At 36.3% G+C, this 23,993-nt stretch carries 21 protein-coding genes; 11 read left to right on the top strand and 10 right to left on the bottom strand.

Features of this window, described 5'->3' with window-relative positions; all coding sequences use genetic code 11:
- Positions 1-67 precede the first annotated feature (67 nt).
- From clpP to INR75_RS01685, 7 genes are all read right to left on the bottom strand, one after another.
- A complete protein-coding gene (gene clpP / locus INR75_RS01655; protein ID WP_223090495.1) occupies positions 68-745 on the bottom strand; it encodes an ATP-dependent Clp endopeptidase proteolytic subunit ClpP in 678 nt (225 codons plus the stop codon).
- Positions 746-923: 178 nt separating this feature from the next.
- Positions 924-2,246 (bottom strand): trigger factor, encoded by a 1,323-nt coding sequence (gene tig / locus INR75_RS01660; protein WP_223090496.1) that lies wholly within the window; start codon positions 2,244-2,246, stop codon positions 924-926.
- Positions 2,247-2,333: 87 nt separating this feature from the next.
- A complete protein-coding gene (locus INR75_RS01665; protein ID WP_092539414.1) occupies positions 2,334-2,675 on the bottom strand; it encodes a phage holin family protein in 342 nt (113 codons plus the stop codon).
- 88 nt (positions 2,676-2,763) lie between these two features.
- Positions 2,764-4,335: a G-D-S-L family lipolytic protein gene (locus INR75_RS01670; protein WP_223091828.1), complete on the bottom strand. Its 1,572-nt coding sequence runs from the start codon at positions 4,333-4,335 to the stop codon at positions 2,764-2,766.
- A 14-nt stretch (positions 4,336-4,349) separates the two neighbouring features.
- Complete coding sequence (locus INR75_RS01675; protein WP_092539416.1) at positions 4,350-5,600, bottom strand: OmpP1/FadL family transporter; 1,251 nt, start codon at positions 5,598-5,600, stop codon at positions 4,350-4,352.
- Positions 5,601-5,723: 123 nt separating this feature from the next.
- Entirely contained in the window at positions 5,724-6,488 is a 765-nt protein-coding gene (locus INR75_RS01680) for an alpha/beta fold hydrolase (protein ID WP_223090497.1), read from the bottom strand.
- A 43-nt stretch (positions 6,489-6,531) separates the two neighbouring features.
- Entirely contained in the window at positions 6,532-7,248 is a 717-nt protein-coding gene (locus INR75_RS01685) for a pyridoxine 5'-phosphate synthase (RefSeq protein WP_223090498.1), read from the bottom strand.
- A 193-nt stretch (positions 7,249-7,441) separates the two neighbouring features.
- Between INR75_RS01685 and INR75_RS01690 the strand changes: the two genes are divergently transcribed.
- The 8 genes from INR75_RS01690 (at position 7,442) to murI (ending at position 15,630) form a co-directional block, all read left to right on the top strand.
- Positions 7,442-8,098, top strand: a complete 657-nt coding sequence (locus INR75_RS01690; protein WP_223090499.1) for an acetoin utilization protein acuB — start codon at positions 7,442-7,444, stop codon at positions 8,096-8,098.
- Between the two features lie 210 nt (positions 8,099-8,308).
- Complete coding sequence (locus INR75_RS01695) at positions 8,309-9,193, top strand: NAD kinase (RefSeq protein WP_223090500.1); 885 nt, start codon at positions 8,309-8,311, stop codon at positions 9,191-9,193.
- A gap of 97 nt (positions 9,194-9,290) precedes the next feature.
- Positions 9,291-9,992, top strand: coding sequence for a DUF6089 family protein (locus INR75_RS01700; protein WP_223090501.1), 702 nt, complete (start codon positions 9,291-9,293; stop codon positions 9,990-9,992).
- 3 nt (positions 9,993-9,995) lie between these two features.
- Positions 9,996-10,736 carry an isoprenyl transferase gene (locus INR75_RS01705; RefSeq protein WP_223090502.1) on the top strand — a complete coding sequence of 247 codons (741 nt, stop codon included), beginning with the start codon at positions 9,996-9,998 and terminating at the stop codon, positions 10,734-10,736.
- On the top strand, positions 10,669-13,377 hold the full coding sequence (bamA, locus tag INR75_RS01710; protein ID WP_223090503.1) for an outer membrane protein assembly factor BamA: 2,709 nt from the start codon (positions 10,669-10,671) through the stop codon (positions 13,375-13,377). The genes INR75_RS01705 and bamA overlap by 68 nt, the downstream gene beginning before the upstream one ends.
- Positions 13,378-13,407: 30 nt before the next feature.
- On the top strand, positions 13,408-14,220 hold the full coding sequence (locus tag INR75_RS01715; RefSeq protein ID WP_223090504.1) for an OmpH family outer membrane protein: 813 nt from the start codon (positions 13,408-13,410) through the stop codon (positions 14,218-14,220).
- A gap of 34 nt (positions 14,221-14,254) precedes the next feature.
- Positions 14,255-14,767, top strand: a complete 513-nt coding sequence (locus INR75_RS01720; RefSeq protein WP_223090505.1) for an OmpH family outer membrane protein — start codon at positions 14,255-14,257, stop codon at positions 14,765-14,767.
- Positions 14,768-14,838: 71 nt separating this feature from the next.
- The gene (gene murI / locus INR75_RS01725; protein ID WP_223090506.1) at positions 14,839-15,630 is read left to right on the top strand and encodes a glutamate racemase; all 792 of its coding nucleotides are present in this window, start codon (positions 14,839-14,841) and stop codon (positions 15,628-15,630) included.
- Here the strand turns inward: murI and INR75_RS01730 are convergent.
- A complete protein-coding gene (locus INR75_RS01730; protein WP_370629900.1) occupies positions 15,627-16,670 on the bottom strand; it encodes a type IX secretion system membrane protein PorP/SprF in 1,044 nt (347 codons plus the stop codon). The genes murI and INR75_RS01730 overlap by 4 nt on opposite strands.
- A gap of 88 nt (positions 16,671-16,758) precedes the next feature.
- On the opposite strand from INR75_RS01730, the gene INR75_RS01735 reads away from it, so the two are divergent.
- Entirely contained in the window at positions 16,759-17,688 is a 930-nt protein-coding gene (locus INR75_RS01735; RefSeq protein ID WP_223090507.1) for a NifU family protein, read from the top strand.
- Between the two features lie 71 nt (positions 17,689-17,759).
- Here INR75_RS01735 and INR75_RS01740 read toward each other — a convergent pair whose 3' ends face one another.
- Positions 17,760-20,024, bottom strand: coding sequence for an inorganic phosphate transporter (locus INR75_RS01740; RefSeq protein WP_092540545.1), 2,265 nt, complete (start codon positions 20,022-20,024; stop codon positions 17,760-17,762).
- A 227-nt stretch (positions 20,025-20,251) separates the two neighbouring features.
- Between INR75_RS01740 and INR75_RS01745 the strand changes: the two genes are divergently transcribed.
- Positions 20,252-22,294, top strand: a complete 2,043-nt coding sequence (locus tag INR75_RS01745) for a thioredoxin domain-containing protein (RefSeq protein ID WP_223090508.1) — start codon at positions 20,252-20,254, stop codon at positions 22,292-22,294.
- A gap of 71 nt (positions 22,295-22,365) precedes the next feature.
- Entirely contained in the window at positions 22,366-23,250 is an 885-nt protein-coding gene (locus INR75_RS01750) for a mechanosensitive ion channel family protein (RefSeq protein ID WP_092539428.1), read from the top strand.
- 63 nt (positions 23,251-23,313) lie between these two features.
- Here the strand turns inward: INR75_RS01750 and tsaB are convergent, their stop codons facing one another.
- On the bottom strand, positions 23,314-23,976 hold the full coding sequence (gene tsaB / locus INR75_RS01755) for a tRNA (adenosine(37)-N6)-threonylcarbamoyltransferase complex dimerization subunit type 1 TsaB (protein WP_223090509.1): 663 nt from the start codon (positions 23,974-23,976) through the stop codon (positions 23,314-23,316).
- Positions 23,977-23,993 lie beyond the last annotated feature (17 nt).

Here is a 23,993-nt window from a genome sequence, read left to right on the forward strand (position 1 = left end):
ATATTTCCTGTTCAAATTCAGAATATAGCATCCTGAAAATCTCTTCTAATTCTGTCTAATCTCGATCTTACTCCTCTCTGGTAAGAATCTCGTCTATCATTCCGTATTCCTTAGCTCTATCAGCTTTCATCCAGTAATCACGATCACTGTCTTCGTAAACTTTATCGTAAGACTGCCCAGAATGTTTAGAAATGATATTGTACAATTCTTCTTTTAAAGTTATGATCTCTCTGGCAGTGATCTCGATATCACTTGCCTGTCCCTGAGCTCCACCAAGTGGCTGGTGAATCATCACTCGAGAATGTGGCAAACCACTTCTTTTTCCTTTTTCCCCTGCGCAAAGTAATACGGCTCCCATAGAAGCTGCCATACCTGTACAGATCGTTGCAACATCTGGCTTAATAAATTGCATAGTATCATATATACCTAAACCAGCATAAACACTACCACCAGGAGAGTTTATATAAATTTGAATATCTTTTGAAGAATCTGTACTCTCTAAAAATAATAATTGCGCCTGGATAATATTTGCTACCTGATCGTTGATGCCAGTACCCATAAAGATAATTCTATCCATCATTAATCTAGAAAATACATCCATTGCCACAGCATTCATCTGGCGCTCTTCAATAATGTTAGGAGTCATCCCAACAGGCGTCATGCTGCTTACTATTTTATCGTAATAATTACTATTTATTCCGTGGTGTTTGGTTGCGTACTTTTCGAATTCTTTTCCGTAGTCCATCAATTTTTCTTTTTAATTACAAAGTAATCTATAAAGCCAAAAAAGGCGTTATACCGTTATGGTTAACGCCTTAAAGATAGGTATAAATTATAAAAAAGGCTTACTCGATAATCGAGATTTGTTTATTTGAAGGCCTTAGCCAAAAGCAAATTATTCTACTGAACTACCAGCAGTTTTTTTACTCATAAATTTCTTTCACAAACTCATCGTAAGTAACTTCCTTTTCGTCAAATTTCATATTGTCTTTATAGAAGTTTAACAATTTTTCGTTAACTAATTGCTCAGAAAGACGCTTCACCTCATCTTGATTAGACATGATTCGCGCAGCGATGTCGTCTAATTCTTTATCTGAAGGATCCATTTGTCCAAATTGAGCCATTTGCTCTTTAATTTTATCTTTAGCGAATGCTTTGAGCGCTTCGAAATCTACCTGGATATCGTTGTCTTTTACGATCTTCCCTTCGATTAACTGGTAACGAAGTCCTTTTTCGCTATTCTCGTATTCCTCAACAGCTTCTTCTTCTGTTAATGGTTTTTCACCAACAGTTCTAATCCATTTTTGAAGAAACTCTTTTGGAAGATCAAAATCAGTCTTCTCGATCAATGCTTCAGTAACATCATTCATTAACTGTTGATCGCTTTGCTGAACGAATTGCTTTTCAGCATCTTCCTTGATCTTTTCTTTAAGCTCGGTTACAGTTTTTACTTTTCCTTCACCAAAAAGCTTATCAAATAATTCCTGGTCTAGATCTGCAAGCTCTCTTTTATTGATTTCTGAAATAGTAAATTCTACTTCGATATCAAGATCGTGAGCTTTATCATGTTCGATCTTTAAGTGCTGGATCAAATCGTGATCGTCTTCAAAAAGACTCTTAGTCTTTAATTTGATCGTATCTCCTACTTTAGATCCTACAAATTTATTAAGGTTTCTTTTTCCCTTGATCTTTTCTAATTCGATCGAAGTTTCATTTTCGATACCTTCTTCTTCATTTTTGAAAGTTCCGGCAACGATATCTCCTTCTTCAACCTCGTCTTTAGAAATTAATTTACCGTACTGCTTTTGGATATTCTCGATCTGTCTGTCGATCATTGTATCATCAGCAACGATATTATATTTTGTTACAGGCTTTTCTAAATCAAGACTTACCTCAAATTCTGGAGCAAGACCAACTTCAAATTCAAAAGTGTAGTTATCTTCATTCCAGTCAAAATTTTCCTGCTCTTTAGGAATAGGATTTCCTAGAACGTCTAATTTTTCTTCAGTAAGATATTTATTAAGGTTTTCCTGTAGTAATTTATTTACCTCATCTACCAATACAGCCTGCCCGTATTGTTTTTTCACCATCCCCATAGGAACGTGACCTTTTCTAAAGCCAGGAACATTGGCATTTTTACGGTAATCCTTAAGGATCTTCTCTACTTTAGGAGCATAGTCGTCTTTTGCGATATCTACTTTAACTACCGCATTCAATTCATCAATATTCTCTCTGGTAATATTCATCTTGACTTATTATAAAAAATTGGTGTGCAAAATTAAGCTTTTTTCACTAGCCTGCAAAGTTTCAAATTATTGAATTTCAGCAAGCTTCTAATCCTTATCAAGAAGAGAATATAATATCGACTGAAATAATGAAAAAAGTAAACTAAATATTATCGCCATAAACCAGCCATCTACACTAAAGCCTCCTACAAAACCATCTGCTAAAAAGATAATTATAGCATTTATGATAAGTAAAAATAAGCCTAGGGTTACAATAGTTACCGGCAAGGTTAGGATCACTAATATTGGTTTAACGATAAGGTTAAGTATCGCTAAAACTATCGCCACAATAAATGCCGTAAAATAACTAGCTACTGCTACACCTGGCAATAATTTGGCTAAAACCACCACAACAAGGGCAGATAATAGAAGTTTTAATAAAAGTCTCATTTCTTTAAAGGTTTGATTGATAGTTCAAAATTGCGAAAAAAAAAGTCGGCTAATTGCCGACTTTCCTTATTTTAATATAAGTTTATCATTACTGCACCTCATTACTCAGCGTAATTGTACCGTATTGCCCCACATTCACTTTAGGAACAGTTGCACCATAAGTTGCATTAATCTGATCGATAATCTCGTTAGCAACAATTGCATAACCTCTTGGCGTTAAATGCACTCCGTCTAAAGAAAAAGCACCGCCTGTTGCATAGGTTGCAGTAACAGTACCACCATCAAAAGATAAACCTCCATCTGCAACGCTATTTAATAACGCATTTGCATCTACCATTGCAAGACCATTTGCGCTAGCAACTGCAGATATAGTTTGATTGAAAGAAGCAGTAGCTGTTTGAATTTCAGAAATTTCTGTGCTATCTAAAACATCTGCATCATCTAAACCATTCACACCTCCAAAAAGGATGTTAGCCTGTTCCTGAGTAGGTGTTCTTCCAGCCATAAGTAAGCCTAAAACCTGCTGAACTTCAGCAGTTAAATTAACTGAACCATAACCACTAGCCAAAGCTGATTGATCTACCTGAAGTTGAATTAATTCATCTTCTGTCATCTGTCTAAATCCAAGCGGATTGGTTTCACTCACCGGTACATCGATTATAAATCTATTTGGACCTTCGTTAAATGTTATAGCGTATTGAGAAGCCAAGGCTACAGCTTGTTCCTGCGGAACTCCCTGCGCCATTAATCCACCGGCAAAAACCTGGGAAACAGCACTAAAATATGCGGTTAGATTCCCAGCGGTTTGCGCATCCAAAACCAATGCATTATTAGGCACTGTATTGAAAAATGCTATTGAAGTTACATCTGGAATATTAATCAAAACTCCGCCTGCTCCGTTAGCTGTTAAGGCCTGCACCATTTGTGAATATACCTGAGCGAAAACCTGCGGATCTGTAATATCGTTAGAGCCATAAGTAGCAGGATTTAGATTTTCTGCCTGGTTTACACCAACACCTCCAGAAGTCGCATAACCTAAAACATCGTTATTCCCAATCCATAAAGAGAAAAATGTAGGATCTTGCGCTAAAGCATCGGCCATTACACTAGTTTGAGGAGAAGAGGCAAATCTTACAAAATATGGATTCGCCATGCCCGATTGAACACCTGCTAAATTACCATAACCCTCTACTCCTAAGTGATAAGATTTAGCTCCAGGAACTCCCATATTGCTAAAAGGTCCTTCTAAGACATTTGTAATATCTGTGGTTGGTGCCATCCCTGCATAAACCGACGGACTATTATTTCCCTGGCTATCTGTTGCCAACACCAATCTATTACTTGTGATTTGCTGACCGCCAGCTAAAAGACCGCCGGCATTATCATTCATATAAGGAATGGTAAATTCGTTTGTTTCCTGCGTTAAAGCAAACTGTCCTGCTAAAATATTAGGATACGAATTTGTTTGCCCCGTAATATAAAGTGCATTATCTGCATATCCTGCTGTTAACGAATTTCCTAAAGCTACGTAATTGGTAAAATCGGCTCCACCATTACTATACACACCTCCTGCTTCATCTATTGGATTATCTAAATCTGGCTCACAAGAAACTATTCCCAAAGCCAACAAGCCTATTGCTAAAAATCTATAGTTTTTCATCATTTCTTGTAAGTTTAAATTTTAAATGTCACACCAAGACCTGGCACAAAAGCTACTGTTTTATAATCCCCTTCAAATGGTACATTCTGCCCATTCTCCATATAATACTCGTAAGATTCGTTAATTTCTTCGAATCTATTATATAAGAATGAAGCATCGATCGCTAGTTTCTCTGTTATATTTACTGAAAGACCCGCAGTAAAGCCATGCGCATCATTTCGTGGTGTTTCTGGAGCAAAATAACCAGATTGTACAGGAGATTCGTCGAAATAATAACCTGCTCTTAAGGTAAACATTTCGTTTGCGATATACTGCGCACCAAATCTATACGTATTAGCGTCTTTATAATTTCTTGGATTTTCTGAATCTGGAACTGCCGGATCTTGAAAATCGATATCTAAAGATTGATATACATCCCAAAAGGCACGGTTATAATCAAAAGCTACTAACCATTTATCTGAAATCTCATAAGAAGCCCCTACAGAAAGTTCTGCTGGTAAAGGCAAAGAAGCGTCAAAACGAGTATCATTAAATGGAGTTAATGGTGAAGCCGGAATATTACTAAAATCAGCATCTCCTTCTTCTGCTTCAACAATAATTTCTGAACGATAGTTTGCTCCTATTCTAAGTTTATCTGTAGGATTGAACATGGCTCCTAAAGACCATCCCCAGGCATGCACTCCTGAAGCGTCTACAGTTACGTTTGCTCTATTTCCATCGATATCGCTAAGAGTTCTGTTTAAATTTCTATTGAAGTTTACGGCTCCATTTACATAAATAGGACCACCACCTACACTAAGTTTATCTGAAATTTTTACAGAAGCCAATGCCTGAATATAGATCGCCTGAAGATCTATATTATTCACAAGATGAGAACCAGACCAATCTGTTGGCCACTCTACAGAACTACCGTAAGGCGTATACGCCGCAAGACCTAAAGTTAGCCAATCTGAAGCTTTATAAGAAACATAGGCATAAAAAGGCGTTCCTACCGGGCTGTCTGTTCTTGCCATTTGCCCAAATTCGTCATTTTGCCACACCACGTCTGAGAATACCGCACTTGCCCCAAAAGATACATTTATACGATCTTCTAAATACACTAACCCAGCAGGGTTAAAAAATGCTAACTCTGCATTATCAACTACAGCCACACCAGTATGCCCCATAGCCAGCCTACGCTGTCCCTGAAGCCCTACTCTGTATCCCCCGGCATAAGTCATTGCAGCCGCCAACCCAAAAAGGGTTAGGAATAAAAGTTTCTTCATAATTTAAGTAGAATTAAGTTTGTTTCACAATTTGTATAAAACGCCTCAAAAATAATGTAAAATACAAATATTGCAACAAAATAGGTAAAAATATTATGTATGCATAATATTTAGGGGTGATTTTTAAAGAAATCGAATTACAGCATCATAGAAATCCTTTTGATTCTCGGCATGTACCCAATGGCCTGCATTGCTAATTACTTCAATTTTAGTTTCTGGAAAATGAGTACGTAGTAACTGCTCATCTTCAGGTAACTTGATGTAGTTTGAGTTTTCTCCTTTTATAAAAAGCGTTTCTCCCTCATATGTTTTACCATCGCCTAATGCCTTACCGATATTATCTATTTTTTCTTTAAATATCTTCAGATTAACTTTTAAGACGTACCTATCTTTACTTTCGCGATCTAGGTTTTTAAGAAGGAAAAGTTGAGTTGGTTTATCGGGAACATATTCAGAAATTATTTTAGCAGCCTCCTGCCTTGAAGAAACATCAGATTCTTCCAGTAAACTTAGTCCTGCCAGAATATCCTGATGATGCGGCCTGTAATATTTAGGTGCAATATCTACGATTATCAGCTTTTCTAAAAGATCTGGATAAGTTGTCGCAAAAAGCATGGCCGTTTTACCACCCATAGAGTGTCCCATAAGCACAACTTCATCCAAATTATGCTCCTCGATATATTCTTTTAAGTCTTCTGCCAATACTTCGTAAGTAAAATCGTCACTATGCGGACTTTTACCATGGTTTCGCTGATCTACGAGATGAACTTCGTATCCTTTTTCAGAAAACATCTTTCCTAATGTTTTCCAATTGTCACCCATTCCTAAAAATCCATGTAAAATGATAAAAGGTTTCCCTTCTCCTATAATATTGGTATGTAACTTCATTGCAATTTTTTAAAATATTAAGCTAAAAACGACCAATTTCGACTTATTGTAATTTCTGTAAATATCTGGCGATCGTTTCTTCAAGACCTAAATAAAGTGCTTCAGCGATTAAAGCGTGCCCTATAGAAACTTCGTCTACAAATGGCACCTGATTTTTAAAGAATTCGATATTATCTAAAGACAGATCGTGCCCGGCGTTGATCCCTAAACCTAATTTATGGGCAAGCTTAGCGCATTCAGCATAAGGTTTAACTGCATTTTCTTTGTCTCCGGCAGCAAATTGTTCAGCAAAACTTTCAGTATATAATTCGATACGATCTGTACCGGTTTCAGCAGCGCCTTCGATCATTTTTTTATCTGGATCTACGAAAATCGATGTTCTGATGCCGTGTTTTTTAAATTCAGAAATTACTTCAACTAAAAACTCTTTATTTTTAACGGTATCCCAACCTGCGTTACTAGTAATAGCATCTACTGCATCTGGCACCAGGGTTACCTGCGCCGGTTTCACTTCTAACACGAGATTAACGAATTTTACTACCGGATTTCCTTCAATATTAAACTCGGTTTTCAAAACTGGTTTCAACTCTCTGGCATCCTGATATCTTATGTGTCTTTCATCTGGACGTGGATGCACGGTAATACCTTCTGCACCGAATTTTTCGATATCTAAAGCACAATTTACAACATTAGGAATGTTGCCACCTCTTGCATTTCTTAGCGTTGCGATCTTATTGATATTTACGCTTAACTTCGTCATAATATTAGCTTTGCCGTAAGGCTTTGGTTTCAAATTTGATATAAATACTTAGGATCTTCTACAATAATAAATGAGATCTTCACTATAACTTCTAAAGCTTATCCTAAAACTTTCTGTTTTAACAAAAATACAAAGTTGAGGATGGCTTAATGAATATTATTTTAATTAATTTGCGTTAAACGACGCGAGGATTATGAATATGGAAGAATACGGTTTAAATGATGTTGCCATTCGTCATTTTTCAGACAAGATCGGTGATTTACAGAATGATTTTAATCAACTTACCTACTCTCACTTACCGGTAGAGAATAATGGTATTTATATGGGATGCATTTCTGAAAATGATATTCGATGTTTTGATGCTGAAAAATCGATCGAAGATTATCAGTATGCCCTAGAAGGTTTCTTTGTTAGGGATACCGATTACTGGCTTGATATTTTAGAATCTTTCGCACAAAACAATTCTAATATTTTACCCGTTCTGGATGGCGAAAATGAGTATTTAGGCTATGTGGAATTGAATGAGATTATGGGGATCTTTAATGAAACTCCATTTTTAAATGAAACCGGTAATATTATTGTTGTTGAAAAAGGCTTTAAAGATTACTCGTTAAGTGAAATTAGCCAGATCGTAGAATCCAGCAATGTTCATGTTTTGGGACTATTTGTTTCTAAGATCGAAAATGATCTTGCACAGATCACTATAAAAATAAACCCAACTGGTCTTAATGAAGTAATACAATCTTTAAGAAGATACGGTTACAATATCATTTCACAACATCAGGAAGATGCTTTTAATAAAAACCTTCGTGATCGATCTAAGTATTTAGATAAATACCTTAATATTTAGCAAAGTACCGCTGGGCAAGCTCACAAGGCATTCGTTGGAAATAAATTTTTAATTTCGAGGCAAGCATCGGGGGTATCATACCCTTTGGTGATGCCAATAAAAACGTCCTGTTTAAGGACACTTGATAGATATTATTATTAATTCGGAATTCAATACGAATGTAGACGACTGAAGAATTATATCTCAAATATCGAGTAAATTTAAGTATAGATGAAAATAGGCATTTACGGTCAGTTTTATCATGAAAACGCCGGCACTTATATAAATCAGCTTCTGGAACTTTTACAGGAAGAAAAGGTAGATGTTGTTATCGAACGTAACTTTTTAGATCTTATCAATAAGAATAAAAGTGTTACTGGAGAATATAGCGATTATAAAACTTTTGATGTTTTGGATGCTTCATATGATCTATTTTTCACTATTGGTGGCGATGGTACGATATTAAAATCCATCAATTACATTAAAAATCTAGACATCCCTATTGTTGGGATAAATACCGGAAGGTTAGGCTTTTTATCTACGATCCAAAAAGAACAAATAGGAGACACCATACATACGATCCTAAGAAAAGACTTTCATATTTCAAGAAGAGCAGTTCTAAAGATCGAAACTAAACCAAGGTTCGATGATGAAATTTTCGATAATGTGGCACTTAACGAAATTGCAGTAAGCCGAAAAAACACCACCTCGATGATCACGGTAGACACCTGGCTAAATGACCAGTATCTTACTTCTTATTGGGCCGATGGATTAATTATTGCCACACCAACAGGATCTACCGGTTACTCACTAAGTTGTGGCGGCCCTGTTATTACTCCAGATGCAGATTCTATCGTAATCACACCAATTGCTCCGCACAATTTAAACGCGAGACCTTTGATTATAAAAGATGACACCAAGATCACTTTAAAAGTTAGCGGTAGAGAAGATTCCCATCTTTTATCTATGGATTCCAGACTTGCCAGTTTAAAGAACGACACCGAAATTATTATTCAAAAAGCGCCCTACACGATTAACCTGGTAGAGCTTAATGACAATAGCTTTCTTCAAACCCTACGAAAAAAACTGCTATGGGGAGAAGATAAACGTAACTAGACAATATTTTTTTGCAAATACTGTTAATGTAATACTAATGAGCTCAAATTATTGCAGAGCAAACATAATTGTTATATTTGCAAACTTTTAAGAACCTATGCGGTATCTAATAGCTTTTGTTTTAATGTCGATCACTTCAATTAATTTGCAATCTCAGACGTATGAGGTCGGTGCCTTTTTAGGTGGCGCAAATTATATTGGTGACGTAGGAAATTCTTTCTACGTGAATCCCAGTGGTCTTGCAGCAGGCGGAATCCTAAAATGGAATCGCAGTCCGCGTCATTCCTTCAGGTTCTCTTTAATTATGGGGAATATTGAAGCTGATGATGCAGAAAGCAATGATACGCGTAGACAGCAAAGAGGTTATTCCTTTAGCAATACGATTACTGAAGCTTCTTTGGGTTTAGAATTTAACTTCTGGGATTTCGACCTTCACAAGGGAACTCCGCAAAGTGCTCCATATCTTTACACTGGTGTCACATATTTTAGTGCAGATCATGTAATTTTAGATGGTTCACGAGGTGGACCTTTAGTAAACGAAGGTACCAACTGGGAATTTGCAATTCCTATGGTGGTAGGCTACAAAACCACTCTTAGCCAACATTTAGTTGGTGCGTTGGAAATTGGCGCCAGATATACCTTTACCGATAATCTCGATGGAAGTAATCCTGAAGAATTACTGGATTCACAAGATCCTATAATCACCTTTGGTAATCAAAACACTAACGACTGGTATGTATTTACCGGAATAACATTCACCGTAACATTTGGTAGAAAACCATGTTATTCGAGCTTTTAGAAAATGAATTTTAAAGAAAATCTCAACTTAACAAAATTACCTTCGCATATTGCCGTTATAATGGACGGTAATGGTCGTTGGGCAAAAAAGCAAGGCTTTTTAAGAGCCGTTGGCCATAATGAAGGTGTTAAATCTGTAAGAGATGTTGTTGAAGGCAGCGCTGAGATTGGAATAAAATTTTTAACACTATATGCTTTTTCCACTGAAAATTGGAATCGCCCCAAACTAGAGGTTGATGCGTTAATGAAGATCTTAGTTTCTTCTCTTAAAAAAGAAATTAAAACACTTCAGAAAAACAACATCAGACTAACCGCCATAGGTAATATTGAAAACCTACCTAAAAAAGCAAAAAGAGAACTTTTAGATGTTATCGATAAAACAAAAGATAACGCTAAAATGACTTTGATTTTGGCATTAAGCTATGGATCCAGAGAAGAAATGACCTCTGCTTTTAGAGTTTTAGCCAATAAAGTAAAGGATGGAACGTTACAACCAGATGAAATAAATGATTCTTTGATATCTAAAAGTTTATATACTAAAGATATTCCAGATGTCGACTTGATGATAAGAACAAGTGGCGAACAAAGAATTAGCAACTTTTTGCTATGGCAAATGGCTTACGCCGAGTTGTATTTTACAAATATTTTATGGCCAGACTTTAGAAAAGAAAATCTTTATGAAGCCATTTACAATTATCAAAACAGAGAACGAAGATTTGGAAAAACAAGTGAGCAACTTAGTTAGTGCATTTATGACGAAAAGGATATTAGCATTCGTAATAATTTGTTTTACGCTTAGTATCGCTGCCAATGCGCAGGATCTCCCAATAGGAAATGGTAAGAAATACACTTTAGGTGAAATTAAAGTTACCGGTTCTACAAGATATAACGAAAGCACCGTGGTTTCATTTACCCGACTTAAATCTGGAGACGAACTTTATATCCCGGGACAGCGTCTAAGTAATGTGATCAAAAAACTTTGGGATCTGGATATGTTTAGTGATATTGAATTCTACATCACTAATGTTGAAGATGGCGTTGCAGACCTTGAACTTGTAATTACCGACATTCCAAAACTTGCTGAAGTTCGTATTCAGGGGATAAAGAAAAAGAGAGAGCAGGAAGAACTTATCGAAGAAAATAAACTTAGAGCTGGTGTTAATGTTACTGAAAACCTTATCACAAACACCAAAAACTACATAGAGAACAAGTTTAAAAAAGATGGATACTTTAATGCTAAAGTAGCTATTAATACTATTGAAGTTCAAGACACTACCAACAACAACCAGGTAAATATGGTTGTAAATATCGATACTGGAGACAAAGTAAAGATCAAGGATATCGATATTATTGGTAACGAACAGATCTCTGATGCTAAGCTTCAAAGAGCGATGAAAAACACCAAAGAAAAGCGATTCTATCGTTTTTGGAAACGCTCTAAATTTAATCAGGAAGACTATCAAAAAGACAAGGAAAATCTGGTAAATAAGCTTAAAGAAAATGGATTCAGAGATGCGCGTATCATCTCAGACAGCCTTATCAAAGTAGATGAAAATAACATCGCCTTAAATATCAATGTTGAAGAAGGAGATAAATACTACATTGGTAATATCGATTTTGTTGGTAATACAGTTTACACCGATGAATTTTTACACCGAGCTTTAGGAATAAAAAAAGGAGACACGTATAACGGTGTTCTTATGAACGAAAGAATTGAAGATGCAGAAGATCCTAACGCTACTAACATTTCAACTATTTACAGAAATAACGGATATCTATTCTCTAGCTTCAATTTAGTTGAAACTAATGTTTACAACGACACGATCGATTTCGAACTTCGTATTACAGAAGGTAAAGAAGCTTATTTTGATGAAATTAGAGTTGTAGGTAACAACAAAACAAAAGACCACGTAATTTATAGAAACCTGTTAACTAAACCAGGACAAAAATACAATCAGCAGGATGTGGTTTCTACGGTACGAGAATTAGGTTCACTAGGATTTTTTGATGCAGAGCAGTTGAGTCCAGAATTTATCGATCCAGATCCCCAAACAGGAACATTATCATTAGAATATAATGTGGTTGAAGCAGGTGCCAGCCAGATCGAACTACAAGGTGGTTACGGTGGTGGTGGCTTTATTGGTACACTAGGGCTTTCTTTTAACAACTTCTCTATAGCAGGAATCTTTGATAAAGAAGCTTACAAACCAGTACCAATGGGAGACGGACAAAGTCTATCTCTAAGAGCACAAGCCAGTACATTCTACCAGACCTATAGCCTTTCTTTCGTAGAACCATGGTTAGGCGGCAGAAAACCGGTACAGCTTTCAACATCGTTCTCTTATACGAGACAATTCTTATACGATTACAGATCGAGAGAAGCAGACAGAGACCGTAGTTTTGACATCCTTGGAGTAAGCGTTGGTTTTGGTAAACGTCTTACAGAACCAGATCCATATTTGCAAGTATCTCACTCCGTAGGATTCCAACGTTACGATCTTAATAATTATAATACAGGACTATTTACCTATGGTGATGGTTTCTCAAACAACCTTACTTACACCTTAGGTATTACTAGAGATAACACCAGATATAACCCGATTTTCCCTGTTGGAGGATCTATTTTTAGCATCACGGCTAAATTCACTCCTCCTTACTCTCTTTGGAATGGTGTAGATTATAATGATCTTCAAAATCAAAGAGAATTTCAGTTAGAAGATGATAACGGAAATCTTATCGACAATAGTGGAAACAGAGTAACTCCTGCTAATGCTGTGGGAGATCAATCTAAAATTGACCAGGAAAAATATAAGTGGCTAGAATTTTACAAAGTGAAATTTAAAGGAGATTGGTATACCACTCTTGCCAACTTTGGGGAAAATAAAAACCTTGTTCTAAGAACGAATGTCGAGTATGGTTTCTTAGGAGCTTACAACCAGGATCGTGGTGTTCCTCCTTTTGAGCGTTTCTACCTTGGAGGTGATGGTTTAGGGTCATACAGTCTTGATGGTCGTGAAACTATTCGATTAAGAGGTTATCCTAACCAGTCTTTAATTCCGTTAGACAGAACATCTTTAAGTCAGGCTTCAGAGGAAGATGGAGCTACTATTTATAATAAGTACTCTTTAGAGCTTCGTTTCCCTATTACTTTAAAACCTTCTGCTTCGATATATGCATTAACATTCTTAGAAGGTGGTGCGTCTTACGACAACTTTAGAGATTTTAACCCTTTCCAATTAAACCGCTCTGCTGGTGCTGGTCTTAGAATCTTTATGCCTGCATTTGGATTATTAGGTATCGACTTTGGTTACGGATTTGACCCTATCCCAGGACAGTCTGAAGCAAACGGTTGGGAAACTCACTTTATCATTGGCCAACAATTTTAAAATGGCATGATATTTTCTATATTCGAGCGTATGAAAAAAACAAGTCTTATCATAATAGCAATACTTTTACCCCTGGCAACTTTTGCCCAGCGTGGTCTTAATATTGGCTATATTGATATGGACTATATTTTAGAAAACATACCAGAATACCAAGAAGCTTCATCACAACTAGATAATCGCGTACAGGATTGGAAAAATGAAATCGATGCAAAAAGACGAGAAATTTCAGAAATCCAAACGCAACTTGAAAATGAAAGAGCTTTATTAACTAAAGAACTTTTAGAAGAAAGAGAAGAGGATATTCAATATTTACAAGAGCAATTGACCGAGTATCAACAAAAAAGATTTGGGCCTGGAGGAGATTTTATTCTTCAGAAGAAACAGCTTATAAAACCTATACAGGATCAAGTATTTACCGCTGTTCAGGAGATAGCTGACAGGAGAAATTTTGACTTTATTTTTGATCGCACTTCAGAAATTGGTATGATTTATGCCAAGTCCAATTATGATATGAGCGATCAGGTACTAAGGATCATTACCAGAGCAGCTAATCGTGAACAAATAGAAACACGTAAAGATCGTATCGAGTTAGAACAAGCTGAAAACAGAACAGTAGCTCAGGATTCAGTTGTTCAGGCAAGAGCACAGGCTTCTGAAAATGCAAAAACAGAAAGAGAGCTTTATATCGAACAGCGAAGAAGAGAGCGAGATTCTGTTAGAGCTGCAAAAAAAGCAGCTTTTGAAGCCAGAAGAGAACAAATATTGAAAGAACGCCAGGCAAGAACAGACAGTATTAAAGCTGCCAGAGAAGCCGCGCAACAGAAGAAGGATACAATTAATTAACAAATAATTACTTTAACACTTAATAATAATTAAAATGAAACAATTAAGAACATTTTTTATAGCCTTAGCATTAACCCTGGGAGCTACGACTTTTGTAAACGCTCAGGACTCTAAAGTTGCACATATTGCAACACAAGAGCTTATAGAATCTATGCCTGCTTATAAAGATGCAATGACTCAGCTTGATAAGTTGAGAAACACTTACGATGCTGAGATCAAGGATATGATGAATGAAGCTCAAAAGACCCTACAACGTTACGAAGCAGAAGCAGAAACTGTAACTGAAGAAGAGAACCAAAAGCGTTCTATGGAGCTACAAAGTGCTCAAAGAAGAATCCAGGAGCGTAGCCAAAAGGCTTCTCAGGATCTTCAAAAGAAACAACAAGATCTTGTTAGACCAATTTTAGAGAAAGCTCGTAATGCCATCCAAGATGTAGCAAGAGCTAAAGGATACGATTATGTATTAGATTCTACTACTGGTGCTGGTGTGATCATGGCAGATGGTTACGATCTTATGCCAGACGTAAAAACTAAATTAGGAATCTAATCTAAAAATTAGATCAACAAATTATCATAAAAACTGCGTAGATATCTGCGCAGTTTTTATTTTTGATACCTATGGCAAAACAGAAAATAGGCATATTTGATTCTGGTATTGGAGGCACTTCAATATGGCGAGAGATCCATGAGCTTCTACCTTTTGAAGACACTATTTATCTTGCCGATAGTATTAATGCTCCTTATGGCGTTCGAAGCAAACAAGAGATCATAGAACTTAGCCGAAAAAACACGATTAAATTATTAGAGCTTGGTGCAAAGATCATTGTTGTTGCCTGCAATACAGCTACCACGAACGCGATCGATGAATTAAGAAAGGAATTCGATGTACCATTTATTGGTATAGAGCCTGCCATAAAACCCGCTGCATTAAATTCTAAAACTAAAACCATAGGAATACTCGCTACTAAAGGAACACTTAGCAGCAGTTTATTCACTAAAACTTCTGAATTATACACTCAGGGATTAAATGTTGTTGAAGTTGAAGGAAACGGTCTTGTAGAACTTATAGAAGATGGCAAGATCAATTCTGAAGAAATGGATAGCTTATTAGATAGGCTTCTTCTTCCGTTCAAAAAAAATCCTATCGATTATCTGGTTTTAGGTTGCAGCCATTATCCCTATTTGATTCCGAAGTTAAAAGAAAAATTTAGCCCAGATCTAAGTATTATTGACTCTGGAGAAGCGGTAGCAAGGCAAACCAAATCAATTTTAGAAAAAAAGAATCTTCTAAATATCGATTTTAGCCAAAAAGGAACCTGTTTTTTCTACACCAATTACAATCCTTCAGTACTCAACAAAATAATTAATCCTGAAAAGAACGAATTTCAGGTTGAGCAATTAGATTTTTAATTGATCGCGGGACAATGGCAATCATAACGCTGCCTGCTTTCACCAAAATTATAGCCCAAGGTAAGCTGATGAAAACCATTATTACTTAGTACCATCGTGTTCATCTGGTAACTAAATGTATATCCAAAGATAAATCGCTTATATTCTAATCCCAGAAACGGCGTTATGTATCTTAAATTTTGACGTTGAATTTCTTCCCCTGTTCGCGTGTATTCCATTCCGTCAAAAGCTTGCCGGTAAGATAAACCAATCCATCCCTGGCCAATATCAAAATCTTTGTAAGCTTTTATATTAGCATCGATAGTTGCCTGTGAGTTCAGTTCTCGAAGCTGAAAAAGAAAAGAAGGTTCTAGCCCCCAATCATTCCGATAAAAATCGAAAACATAACCCGCAGAAGCGAGGTATTTTCTTTGATTACTAGGTACCGCATCAGAATAGAAAAGATCTCTTTCTACAGAAATAATATTCTTCACAGCAACATGGGCATAAAAATCCATATAATAATAGGACATTCCTACATCCATATTAGCAAAAATATCTGTTGCCGTATCACTATTCCCTAAAAGCGGATCAAATACCGTAAATTGAGATTGATCTAAACGGTGCTGAATAATCCCTCCACTAATCCCAAAAGATAACTGATTAAGATTCACATTATCCCTAGAAAACATTAGGTGGTAGGCAAAAGTTCCGTAAGCTCCTAATTTGGAAAAATATCCATTTTCATCCCTGAAAAAGATAGATCCCAAACCAATTTTATCACCTAATCTACCATTTACGCTTAAAGTTTGTAAGTTGGGCGCATTATCTACGTCAAACCATTGCTGCCTGGCCGTAAGTCGAATTTGATTATAGTTTGATGCACCAGCCATTGATGGGTAAAGCAAATACAAATTATCCATCAGGTAATCTGAATATGTTGGTATCACCTCCTGTGCTTCCAGCTTTTTAGCAGGAAATAAAAAAAGAGAGCCAAAAATCAACAAGATCAGGATTCGTCTAAAACGATCGAGGCACATAAGATCAGAGTAAAATTTTATCAAATTGTCAAATACTATTTAATATAAGTCGGGTAAATATATACATAAGCTAACTTTTCTTTAGTATTTTTGCCGAAAATTTTAGGAAATGGAAAATTACACCATTAATATACAACATACTACGCAAGCCGGAATTGTTAAATTTGAAGCTAATAAATTCTTAACCAAACATGAGAATTTTGAGTTCAAAAACATCGACGAGGCTGCTAAATCTCCTATTGCCCAACAACTTTTTTACCTTCCGTTCGTAAAAACGGTTTACATTTCTCAGAATTTTATTGCTATTGAAAAATACGATATCGTAGAATGGCCAGAAGTAGAAAATGAAGTTGCCGAACAAATTGAAAATTATTTGAATAAAGGCGGAGTTGTTATTAAAACCGATGACCAACAGAAAAACATCCCTGTAACTGTTTATGCGGAAAGCACACCCAACCCAAAGGTGATGAAATTTGTTTCTAACAGAAAGCTTGTACTTCATGCGGCAGAGTTTAAAAATATCGATGATGCTAAAGAATCTCCTTTAGCTGAAAAATTATTTCACTTCCCTTTTGTAAAAGAGGTTTTTATTGACGAAAACTACGTTAGTGTAAATAAATATGATGTGGCTCAATGGGAAGAGATCACTATGGAACTGCGCGAATTTATTCGTAATTTCTTACAGGAAGGAAATTCAGTTTTAAATAACGATGCTGTAACGGGAACTGCCGGGCAGGAAAATGGATCTGAAACCCCAAAAAGCGCCCCTAAACCACAAATTAACCTTGATGAGCTTGACGATACTTCGCAGCAGGTTGTAGCTATTCTAGAGGAATATATTAAACCGGCTGTGGCCAGTGATGGTGGAAACATTTTATTTGATTCTTACAACGAAGAAAGCAGAACAGTAAAAGTGATTCTACAAGGTGCCTGTAGCGGTTGCCCATCTTCTACAATGACCTTGAAAAGTGGTATCGAAACCATGCTTCGCGATATGCTGAAAGGAAAAGTAGATTACGTTGAAGCAGTAAACGGATAACTGTTACTGAATATAAAAACAAAAAAACCGCTTCGATCGAAGCGGTTTTTTTATACCCAATATTTATTTCCTTAGAACGTACTTTTTGCTTCACGGTAAAATTCTTGAAACAACTGAAGCAAACTCATTGTAGAGGTTATAAGGTCCCTCGTTTCTAATAATAGACCAAAGTAAAGTTTCGTGTTACGCGGACTAGTTTCTGAAGTTCTAATACGATTAATTTGTTTCTGAATAAGATCTGAAACATAATCAAGCAACTCCTGCTTATCCTTTAAGATCTGATCGATCTTCGCAAATTCATGATTATTAAATGCATGCTCAATATCATCGAAAAGGACCTGCATTCTTTCATCAACTTTCTTAAGGTCACGAATCTGATTAAACTTTAGGTTCTTATGATTATTATGTACGTGATTGTAACTATTACGAGTAATAAAGGCGATAGACTGCGTCATATCCTGTAGGTAATCCAGAATCAAAATATAGAACTTACTCGCTTCAACAGAGTCATCATCTAAAGATTTGATAAAATAGAAGATATTACCTTTTAATTCATCTACTTCTTCTTCAAGCTTACCAATTGCCTTATTATTTTTCTTCAGCTTACCTAGATCATGATAACCAAGATTGTCTACCGTTTTAGTGTACATTCGGTTTATACCGTGGATTACACTAGAAATATTTTCTGAAGTTTCAGTAGTAATTTCGTTTATCGTAATGATATCTGTACGATTATAACGCTTATTTTTCTTCTCTTCTTTAGATTTTCTGGAATGAATAATTCCGCTTCTCACCACTAAAACAACAGCTAAAATGATCAAGATCACAAGCGCAATTGTTCCGCCGTAATATATTATTGAAGCAAATAGAGCCGCTGCTGTAAAGGCTACCAAAGCAGTTACAAACCAACCACCAATAACGTTTAAAACTCCCGCTACACGATAAACCGCACTTTCACGATCCCATGCCCTATCTGCCAAAGAAGAACCCATTGCCACCATAAAAGTTACATAGGTGGTCGATAAAGGTAATTTTAAGTTAGTACCAATAGAAATCAAAATACTTGCTACCACAAGGTTTACAGAAGCTCTTACCATATCAAAAGCCGGAGCATCTATTCTTTTAGTACGTGAATTATTCTCTGGCTTCTCGAATTTCTTATCGATCTTATTTTTTACAGCTTTAGGTACAACAGTAGAAACAGCACCACTAAACATTACAGAGTATCTTACGATACTTCTAGACAACCAGTTTGGTTCAAAACGCTCTACCCCGTCACCCTGTCTTGCCAGGTTCACCCCTGTTTCTACGACAGATTTTGCTTTACTACTAAACCAAAGAGTCACAACCATTACACCACCGGCAATAATTAAAAGAAACTCTGGAGTAGGGACGCTTCCGCTTAAACCACTCATTAATAGTTCAGACGGTAAAGTTCCTGAAGATTGGTAGGCTGCTTCCCATAAATTATAAGATTGCCATGCTGCAATAGGTACTCCAATAAAGTTAACAAGGTCGTTACCGGCAAAAGCTAATGCCAAAGCAAATGTCCCTATAACGATGATCACTCTAAGAATATTCAATTTAAAAATACTCATAAGCAACTGACTCACGATCGAGAAGAATACGAAACCAATCAGCATAATGATGAGCGTATTTTCGTTGATATAAGTAAGAGTATCTTCAGAAAGATAAGGCACACTTTTAAGTCCTTTTATTAGAATAAAGTAAAGAATAGCTGTTAAAGAAGCACCTCCAAAAACAGCTCCTACATACTTCATCTTCTTTTCGAACTGAAAGGAAAAAATTAGTCTGGAAATATATTGCACCAGCAAACCTATAATAAAAGCGATGACCACTGCCATCAAAATACCTATAATGATCTCGGTTGCTTTACTGGTATTTATGTAATTTGTTAATAAGCCTAGATCTCCATCCCCTTTGTAAATCTTAATTACGGCTATACTAACCGCTGCACCAAGAAGTTCAAAAACGATAGAAACGGTTGTTGAGGTGGGCAGACCTATGGAGTTGAAGAAATCGAGCAATAATACATCTGTGATCATTACCGCCATAAATATGATCATGATCTCTTCAAAATAAAATTGCTGCGGAAGAAATATCCCTTTACGAGCTACCTCCATCAAACCACTGGAAAAGATCGCCCCAATGGCTACACCAATACTAGCTACAATTAAGATGGTTCGCATTGATACCGCCTTAGACCCAATAGCAGAATTCAAAAAGTTGATGGCATCATTACTAACTCCTACCACCAAATCTGTAATCGCAAGCGCCAAAAGGGCTACAAGCATTACAATGTAAACATCTTCCATAAATCCAATATTTTCAACCAGCAAAAGTCTTTCTTTTTTTCGAAATTAAAAGCACTCCAAGGTTACCAAAACTTTAATTTATTTTACTCTTCAGATTTAAGCTTTATGCTGATTTTGAGCGACAAATATACTAATCTTAGGCTTGGATGGTCACCAGCAAGATAACTTATCTAAATATCATTGCACCAGAACTTTTAAATTTCCCTACCTTCTATTAAAATTAGGTTATGAAAACTCCCAAATACACTAACGATCTCATTCACGAAAGCAGCCCTTATCTCTTGCAACATGCGCACAACCCGGTAGATTGGAAAGCATGGCATAAAGATGTTTTGGATGAAGCAAAAAAAAGTAACAAACTTATCATTATAAGTGTTGGATATTCTGCCTGTCACTGGTGTCACGTGATGGAACACGAAAGCTTTGAAGATGCTGAAGTCGCAGATATCATGAACGCTCATTACATTTCTATAAAAGTAGATCGTGAAGAACGTCCAGACATCGACCAGGTATATATGCAGGCTGTGCAAATTATGACCGGCAGTGGCGGCTGGCCAATGAACATCGTCGCATTACCCGACGGAAGGCCGGTTTGGGGCGGTACTTATTTTAGAAAAGAGCAATGGAAAAGCGCCCTACTGCAAATTCAGCAGATTTATAAAAAAGAGCCTTCGCAACTTACCAATTATGCTAATAAACTTGAAGAAGGATTGCAACAGCTAAACCTAATCGATCTTGGAGATCATCAGTATGAATTTTCACAGCAAAGGCTAACCGAATTTGTAGAGCTCTGGAAACCTTATTTAGACACAAAACTGGGCGGCACCAAAAATGCACCAAAGTTTATGATGCCAACCAATTTAGATTTCCTGTTACGCTATGCTTATCAATTTAATGACGAAGAACTGCAAGAATATGTGCTGCATAGCCTCGATAAAATATCATTTGGAGGCACTTTTGATCATATCGATGGCGGATTTTCGCGATACTCTGTAGATGATCGCTGGCATGTGCCACATTTCGAAAAAATGCTTTACGATAATGCTCAATTACTGAGTTTATACAGCAAAGCCTACAAACTAACTCAGGATCCTTGGTATAAAGAGATCATTAAAAAGACGGCTGATTTTATCGAATCTGAGCTTACTGATTCAAGCGGAGCATTTTATTCAGCTTTGGACGCCGATTCTGAAAATGAAAAAGGAATCCAGGAAGAAGGTGCCTTTTATACTTGGAAAAAACAGGAACTTCAGGAATTGTTGGAGACAGAATTCGATACTTTTTCAGCTTATTTTAATATCAATGAAAAAGGCTATTGGGAAAACGGAAATTACATTCTCTATAAAACTGAAAAGGACAATATTTTTGCTGAAAAACATCAAATCTCGATAGAAGAACTTCAGCAGAAAAAAGGAAAATGGACTAAAATTCTTTCTGAAGCAAAAAAACCACGGAAAAAACCAGGTTTAGACGATAAAACACTTACTTCTTGGAATGCACTTACAATAACAGGTTTTACTGAAGCCTACGCAGCGACTGAAAATGCAGATTACCTTGTTAGCGCACTGAAAAATGCTGAATTTATTATCGAAAATCAGCTAAAATCAGATCATAGTCTTTTCCATTCTTACAAAAGTGAAAAAAGCAAAATTAATGGCTATCTTGAAGATTATGCGTTTACCATCGAAGCATTTTTAAAACTCTACGAGGTCACTTTCGATGAAAAATGGATCGATTTTTCTAACAATCTTAGCCAATATTGCTTTGAATATTTCTACAATCAGGACAACCATCTTTTCAATTTCACCTCCAAAAAAGATGATGCTTTAATTAGCAATCCAGTAGAATTTACCGATAATGTGATCCCTGCATCAAATTCAGCAATGGCAAATAATCTCTTCAGATTGGGAAGTTTAATGGGAAATGCCGATTACTTAATGATTTCAGAAAAAATGCTGCAGGCAATTTCAGGAAAAATTGGGTCGTACCCAATGGGCTATTCCAATTGGCTTCATTTATATCTAAACTTCAGTAACCCATTTTACGAATTAGCGATTTTAGGAGAAAATGCAACAAACGAGCAAAATAAAATTCATAAAAAATACCTGCCAAATCTTATAATTTCGGGTAGCAAAACAAGTAGTGAATTATCTATTTTAGAAGATCGTTTTGTTGAGGGAAAAACCTTACTTTATCTATGTGAGCAGGGAAAATGCCAGCTTCCAGAAGAAAAATTAACGCCTGTTTTAAACAATATCGCCTTTGTTTAACAAAACTTAAACGAGAATTACTCGCATAAAATTCAAAAAATTACTCTATTTGTGTAAAACTACTTGTAACTATGGATAAATTAAATGACTTTTCTGCGTTAGCACAGGAATACGCTAAAAAACTAATCGACTTTTTACCAGACTTAATTGCCGCAATTTTAATTCTAATTATAGGATTTTGGATTGCAAAACGTGTGGTGAAATTTATGCAAAAAACTCTTGATAAAAAGGACTATGACGTTGCTTTAAAAGGTTTTTTAACTACACTTGTAAGTTGGGCTTTAAAAATACTGGTAATTATCGTTGCAATTTCTCAGGTTGGTATCGAAACCACCTCTCTAGTTGCAATTTTAGGTGCTGCAGGTTTAGCCATAGGTTTAGCTTTACAGGGATCATTAGCCAATTTTGCTGGTGGTGTTTTGATTATTATCTTAAAACCTTTTAAAATTGGTGATTGGATCGAAGCTCAAGGCGTTTCTGGTAGTGTAAAGGATGTAAGCTTATTTTACACAAAATTAGATACATTTGGAAACCAGGAAGCTGTAATTCCTAACGGAAGCTTAGCGAACGACAATATTGTAAACTATACTGTAAACGGTGTGCGCCGTGAGAATATGACCTTCGGAATTTCTTATGATGATGATATCAAGAAGGCGAAAGAAGTTCTTATGAATCTTGTAAAAGAGCAAGAAGGTATCGAGGCAGATCCAGCGCCACAAGTACTTGTTGGTGAACTTGGTGATAATTCAGTTAACTTTTACGTAAGATATTTCGCTAAAAACTCTGTATTCTGGGATATCCACTGGTATATGCTAGAAGAAGGAAAAATTAGATTAGAAGAAGCTGGTATGACGATTCCTTATCCACAACGTGATGTTTATCTTTACGATCAAACAAAAATGAGCGGTACGGTTTTAAAAGAATCTGAAAAAAGCAGCTCAGATAAAACTGAATAAACTATATCTAGGCAAGCCTAGGATTATTATACCCTTTGGCGGTGCCAATAAAAAAGCAGGCGTTTAGCCTGCTACAAAATCCTTTAAATAATAAGGTTCAAAATAAGCGACATCCTCGATGTCGCTTATTTTGTATTTATCATAAGCTATTGTACTCATTTCTTTTGCTGAAGGTAAACGATCTTCTATAAATTCGGCATTTGGGTGCTCACAGATCTCCCTGAATTTAGCAACGCCATTTCCTATAAAATGAACTTTCCCTTTCGCTAATTCTTCCTGAAAACTTTCTTCTGAAAGTACCTCGGCTCTCGTATCTCGTATCTGATTAAAGGCTGAATCGAAAACTGCAGAATAAACTTCCATTCTTCTGGCGTCTAACATTGGAATAACCTGTTCTCCTTTTTTTGGAGTCACCTGTTTAGCTATAGCAGTTAATGTTGGTATGGAAATAAGCGGAATATCCTGCGCAAAACACAACCCTTTTGCTGCCGAAACTCCAATTCTTAATCCTGTATACGATCCAGGGCCTTTGCTTATCGCAACTGCATCAAGGTTATCGATCTTAAGATCATTTTCTTTTAAGATCTCGTCGATAAAAACATGAAGCTTCTCGGCATGAGAATAGCCTTTGCTATTATCCTCCTTTAAAGCAATTACATTAGCATCTTCACACAATGCAACCGAACAGTTGGTGGTTGCGGTCTCCAAACAAAGAATTATAGCCAAAATTATCTAATTTTAAA

This window comes from Zunongwangia sp. SCSIO 43204 (genome assembly GCF_019904275.1).
Taxonomy (GTDB): Bacteria; Bacteroidota; Bacteroidia; order Flavobacteriales; family Flavobacteriaceae; genus Zunongwangia; species Zunongwangia mangrovi.

Excerpts from the sequence above, each read along its gene's own strand:
- INR75_RS01740 (WP_092540545.1), bottom strand. The coding sequence starts at position 20,024 with ATGGAAGATGTTTACATTGTAATGCTTGTAGCCCTTTTGGCGCTTGCG.
- INR75_RS01675 (WP_092539416.1), bottom strand. The coding sequence starts at position 5,600 with ATGAAGAAACTTTTATTCCTAACCCTTTTTGGGTTGGCGGCTGCAATG.
- INR75_RS01745 (WP_223090508.1), top strand. The coding sequence starts at position 20,252 with ATGAAAACTCCCAAATACACTAACGATCTCATTCACGAAAGCAGCCCT.
- tig (WP_223090496.1), bottom strand. The coding sequence starts at position 2,246 with ATGAATATTACCAGAGAGAATATTGATGAATTGAATGCGGTAGTTAAA.
- bamA (WP_223090503.1), top strand. The coding sequence starts at position 10,669 with ATGAAGCCATTTACAATTATCAAAACAGAGAACGAAGATTTGGAAAAA.
- clpP (WP_223090495.1), bottom strand. The coding sequence starts at position 745 with ATGGACTACGGAAAAGAATTCGAAAAGTACGCAACCAAACACCACGGA.
- INR75_RS01695 (WP_223090500.1), top strand. The coding sequence starts at position 8,309 with ATGAAAATAGGCATTTACGGTCAGTTTTATCATGAAAACGCCGGCACT.
- INR75_RS01735 (WP_223090507.1), top strand. The coding sequence starts at position 16,759 with ATGGAAAATTACACCATTAATATACAACATACTACGCAAGCCGGAATT.
- INR75_RS01665 (WP_092539414.1), bottom strand. The coding sequence starts at position 2,675 with ATGAGACTTTTATTAAAACTTCTATTATCTGCCCTTGTTGTGGTGGTT.
- INR75_RS01685 (WP_223090498.1), bottom strand. The coding sequence starts at position 7,248 with ATGACGAAGTTAAGCGTAAATATCAATAAGATCGCAACGCTAAGAAAT.
- INR75_RS01715 (WP_223090504.1), top strand. The coding sequence starts at position 13,408 with ATGAAAAAAACAAGTCTTATCATAATAGCAATACTTTTACCCCTGGCA.
- INR75_RS01680 (WP_223090497.1), bottom strand. The coding sequence starts at position 6,488 with ATGAAGTTACATACCAATATTATAGGAGAAGGGAAACCTTTTATCATT.
- INR75_RS01700 (WP_223090501.1), top strand. The coding sequence starts at position 9,291 with ATGCGGTATCTAATAGCTTTTGTTTTAATGTCGATCACTTCAATTAAT.
- INR75_RS01720 (WP_223090505.1), top strand. The coding sequence starts at position 14,255 with ATGAAACAATTAAGAACATTTTTTATAGCCTTAGCATTAACCCTGGGA.
- INR75_RS01705 (WP_223090502.1), top strand. The coding sequence starts at position 9,996 with ATGAATTTTAAAGAAAATCTCAACTTAACAAAATTACCTTCGCATATT.
- INR75_RS01750 (WP_092539428.1), top strand. The coding sequence starts at position 22,366 with ATGGATAAATTAAATGACTTTTCTGCGTTAGCACAGGAATACGCTAAA.
- INR75_RS01670 (WP_223091828.1), bottom strand. The coding sequence starts at position 4,335 with ATGAAAAACTATAGATTTTTAGCAATAGGCTTGTTGGCTTTGGGAATA.
- murI (WP_223090506.1), top strand. The coding sequence starts at position 14,839 with ATGGCAAAACAGAAAATAGGCATATTTGATTCTGGTATTGGAGGCACT.
- INR75_RS01690 (WP_223090499.1), top strand. The coding sequence starts at position 7,442 with ATGAATATGGAAGAATACGGTTTAAATGATGTTGCCATTCGTCATTTT.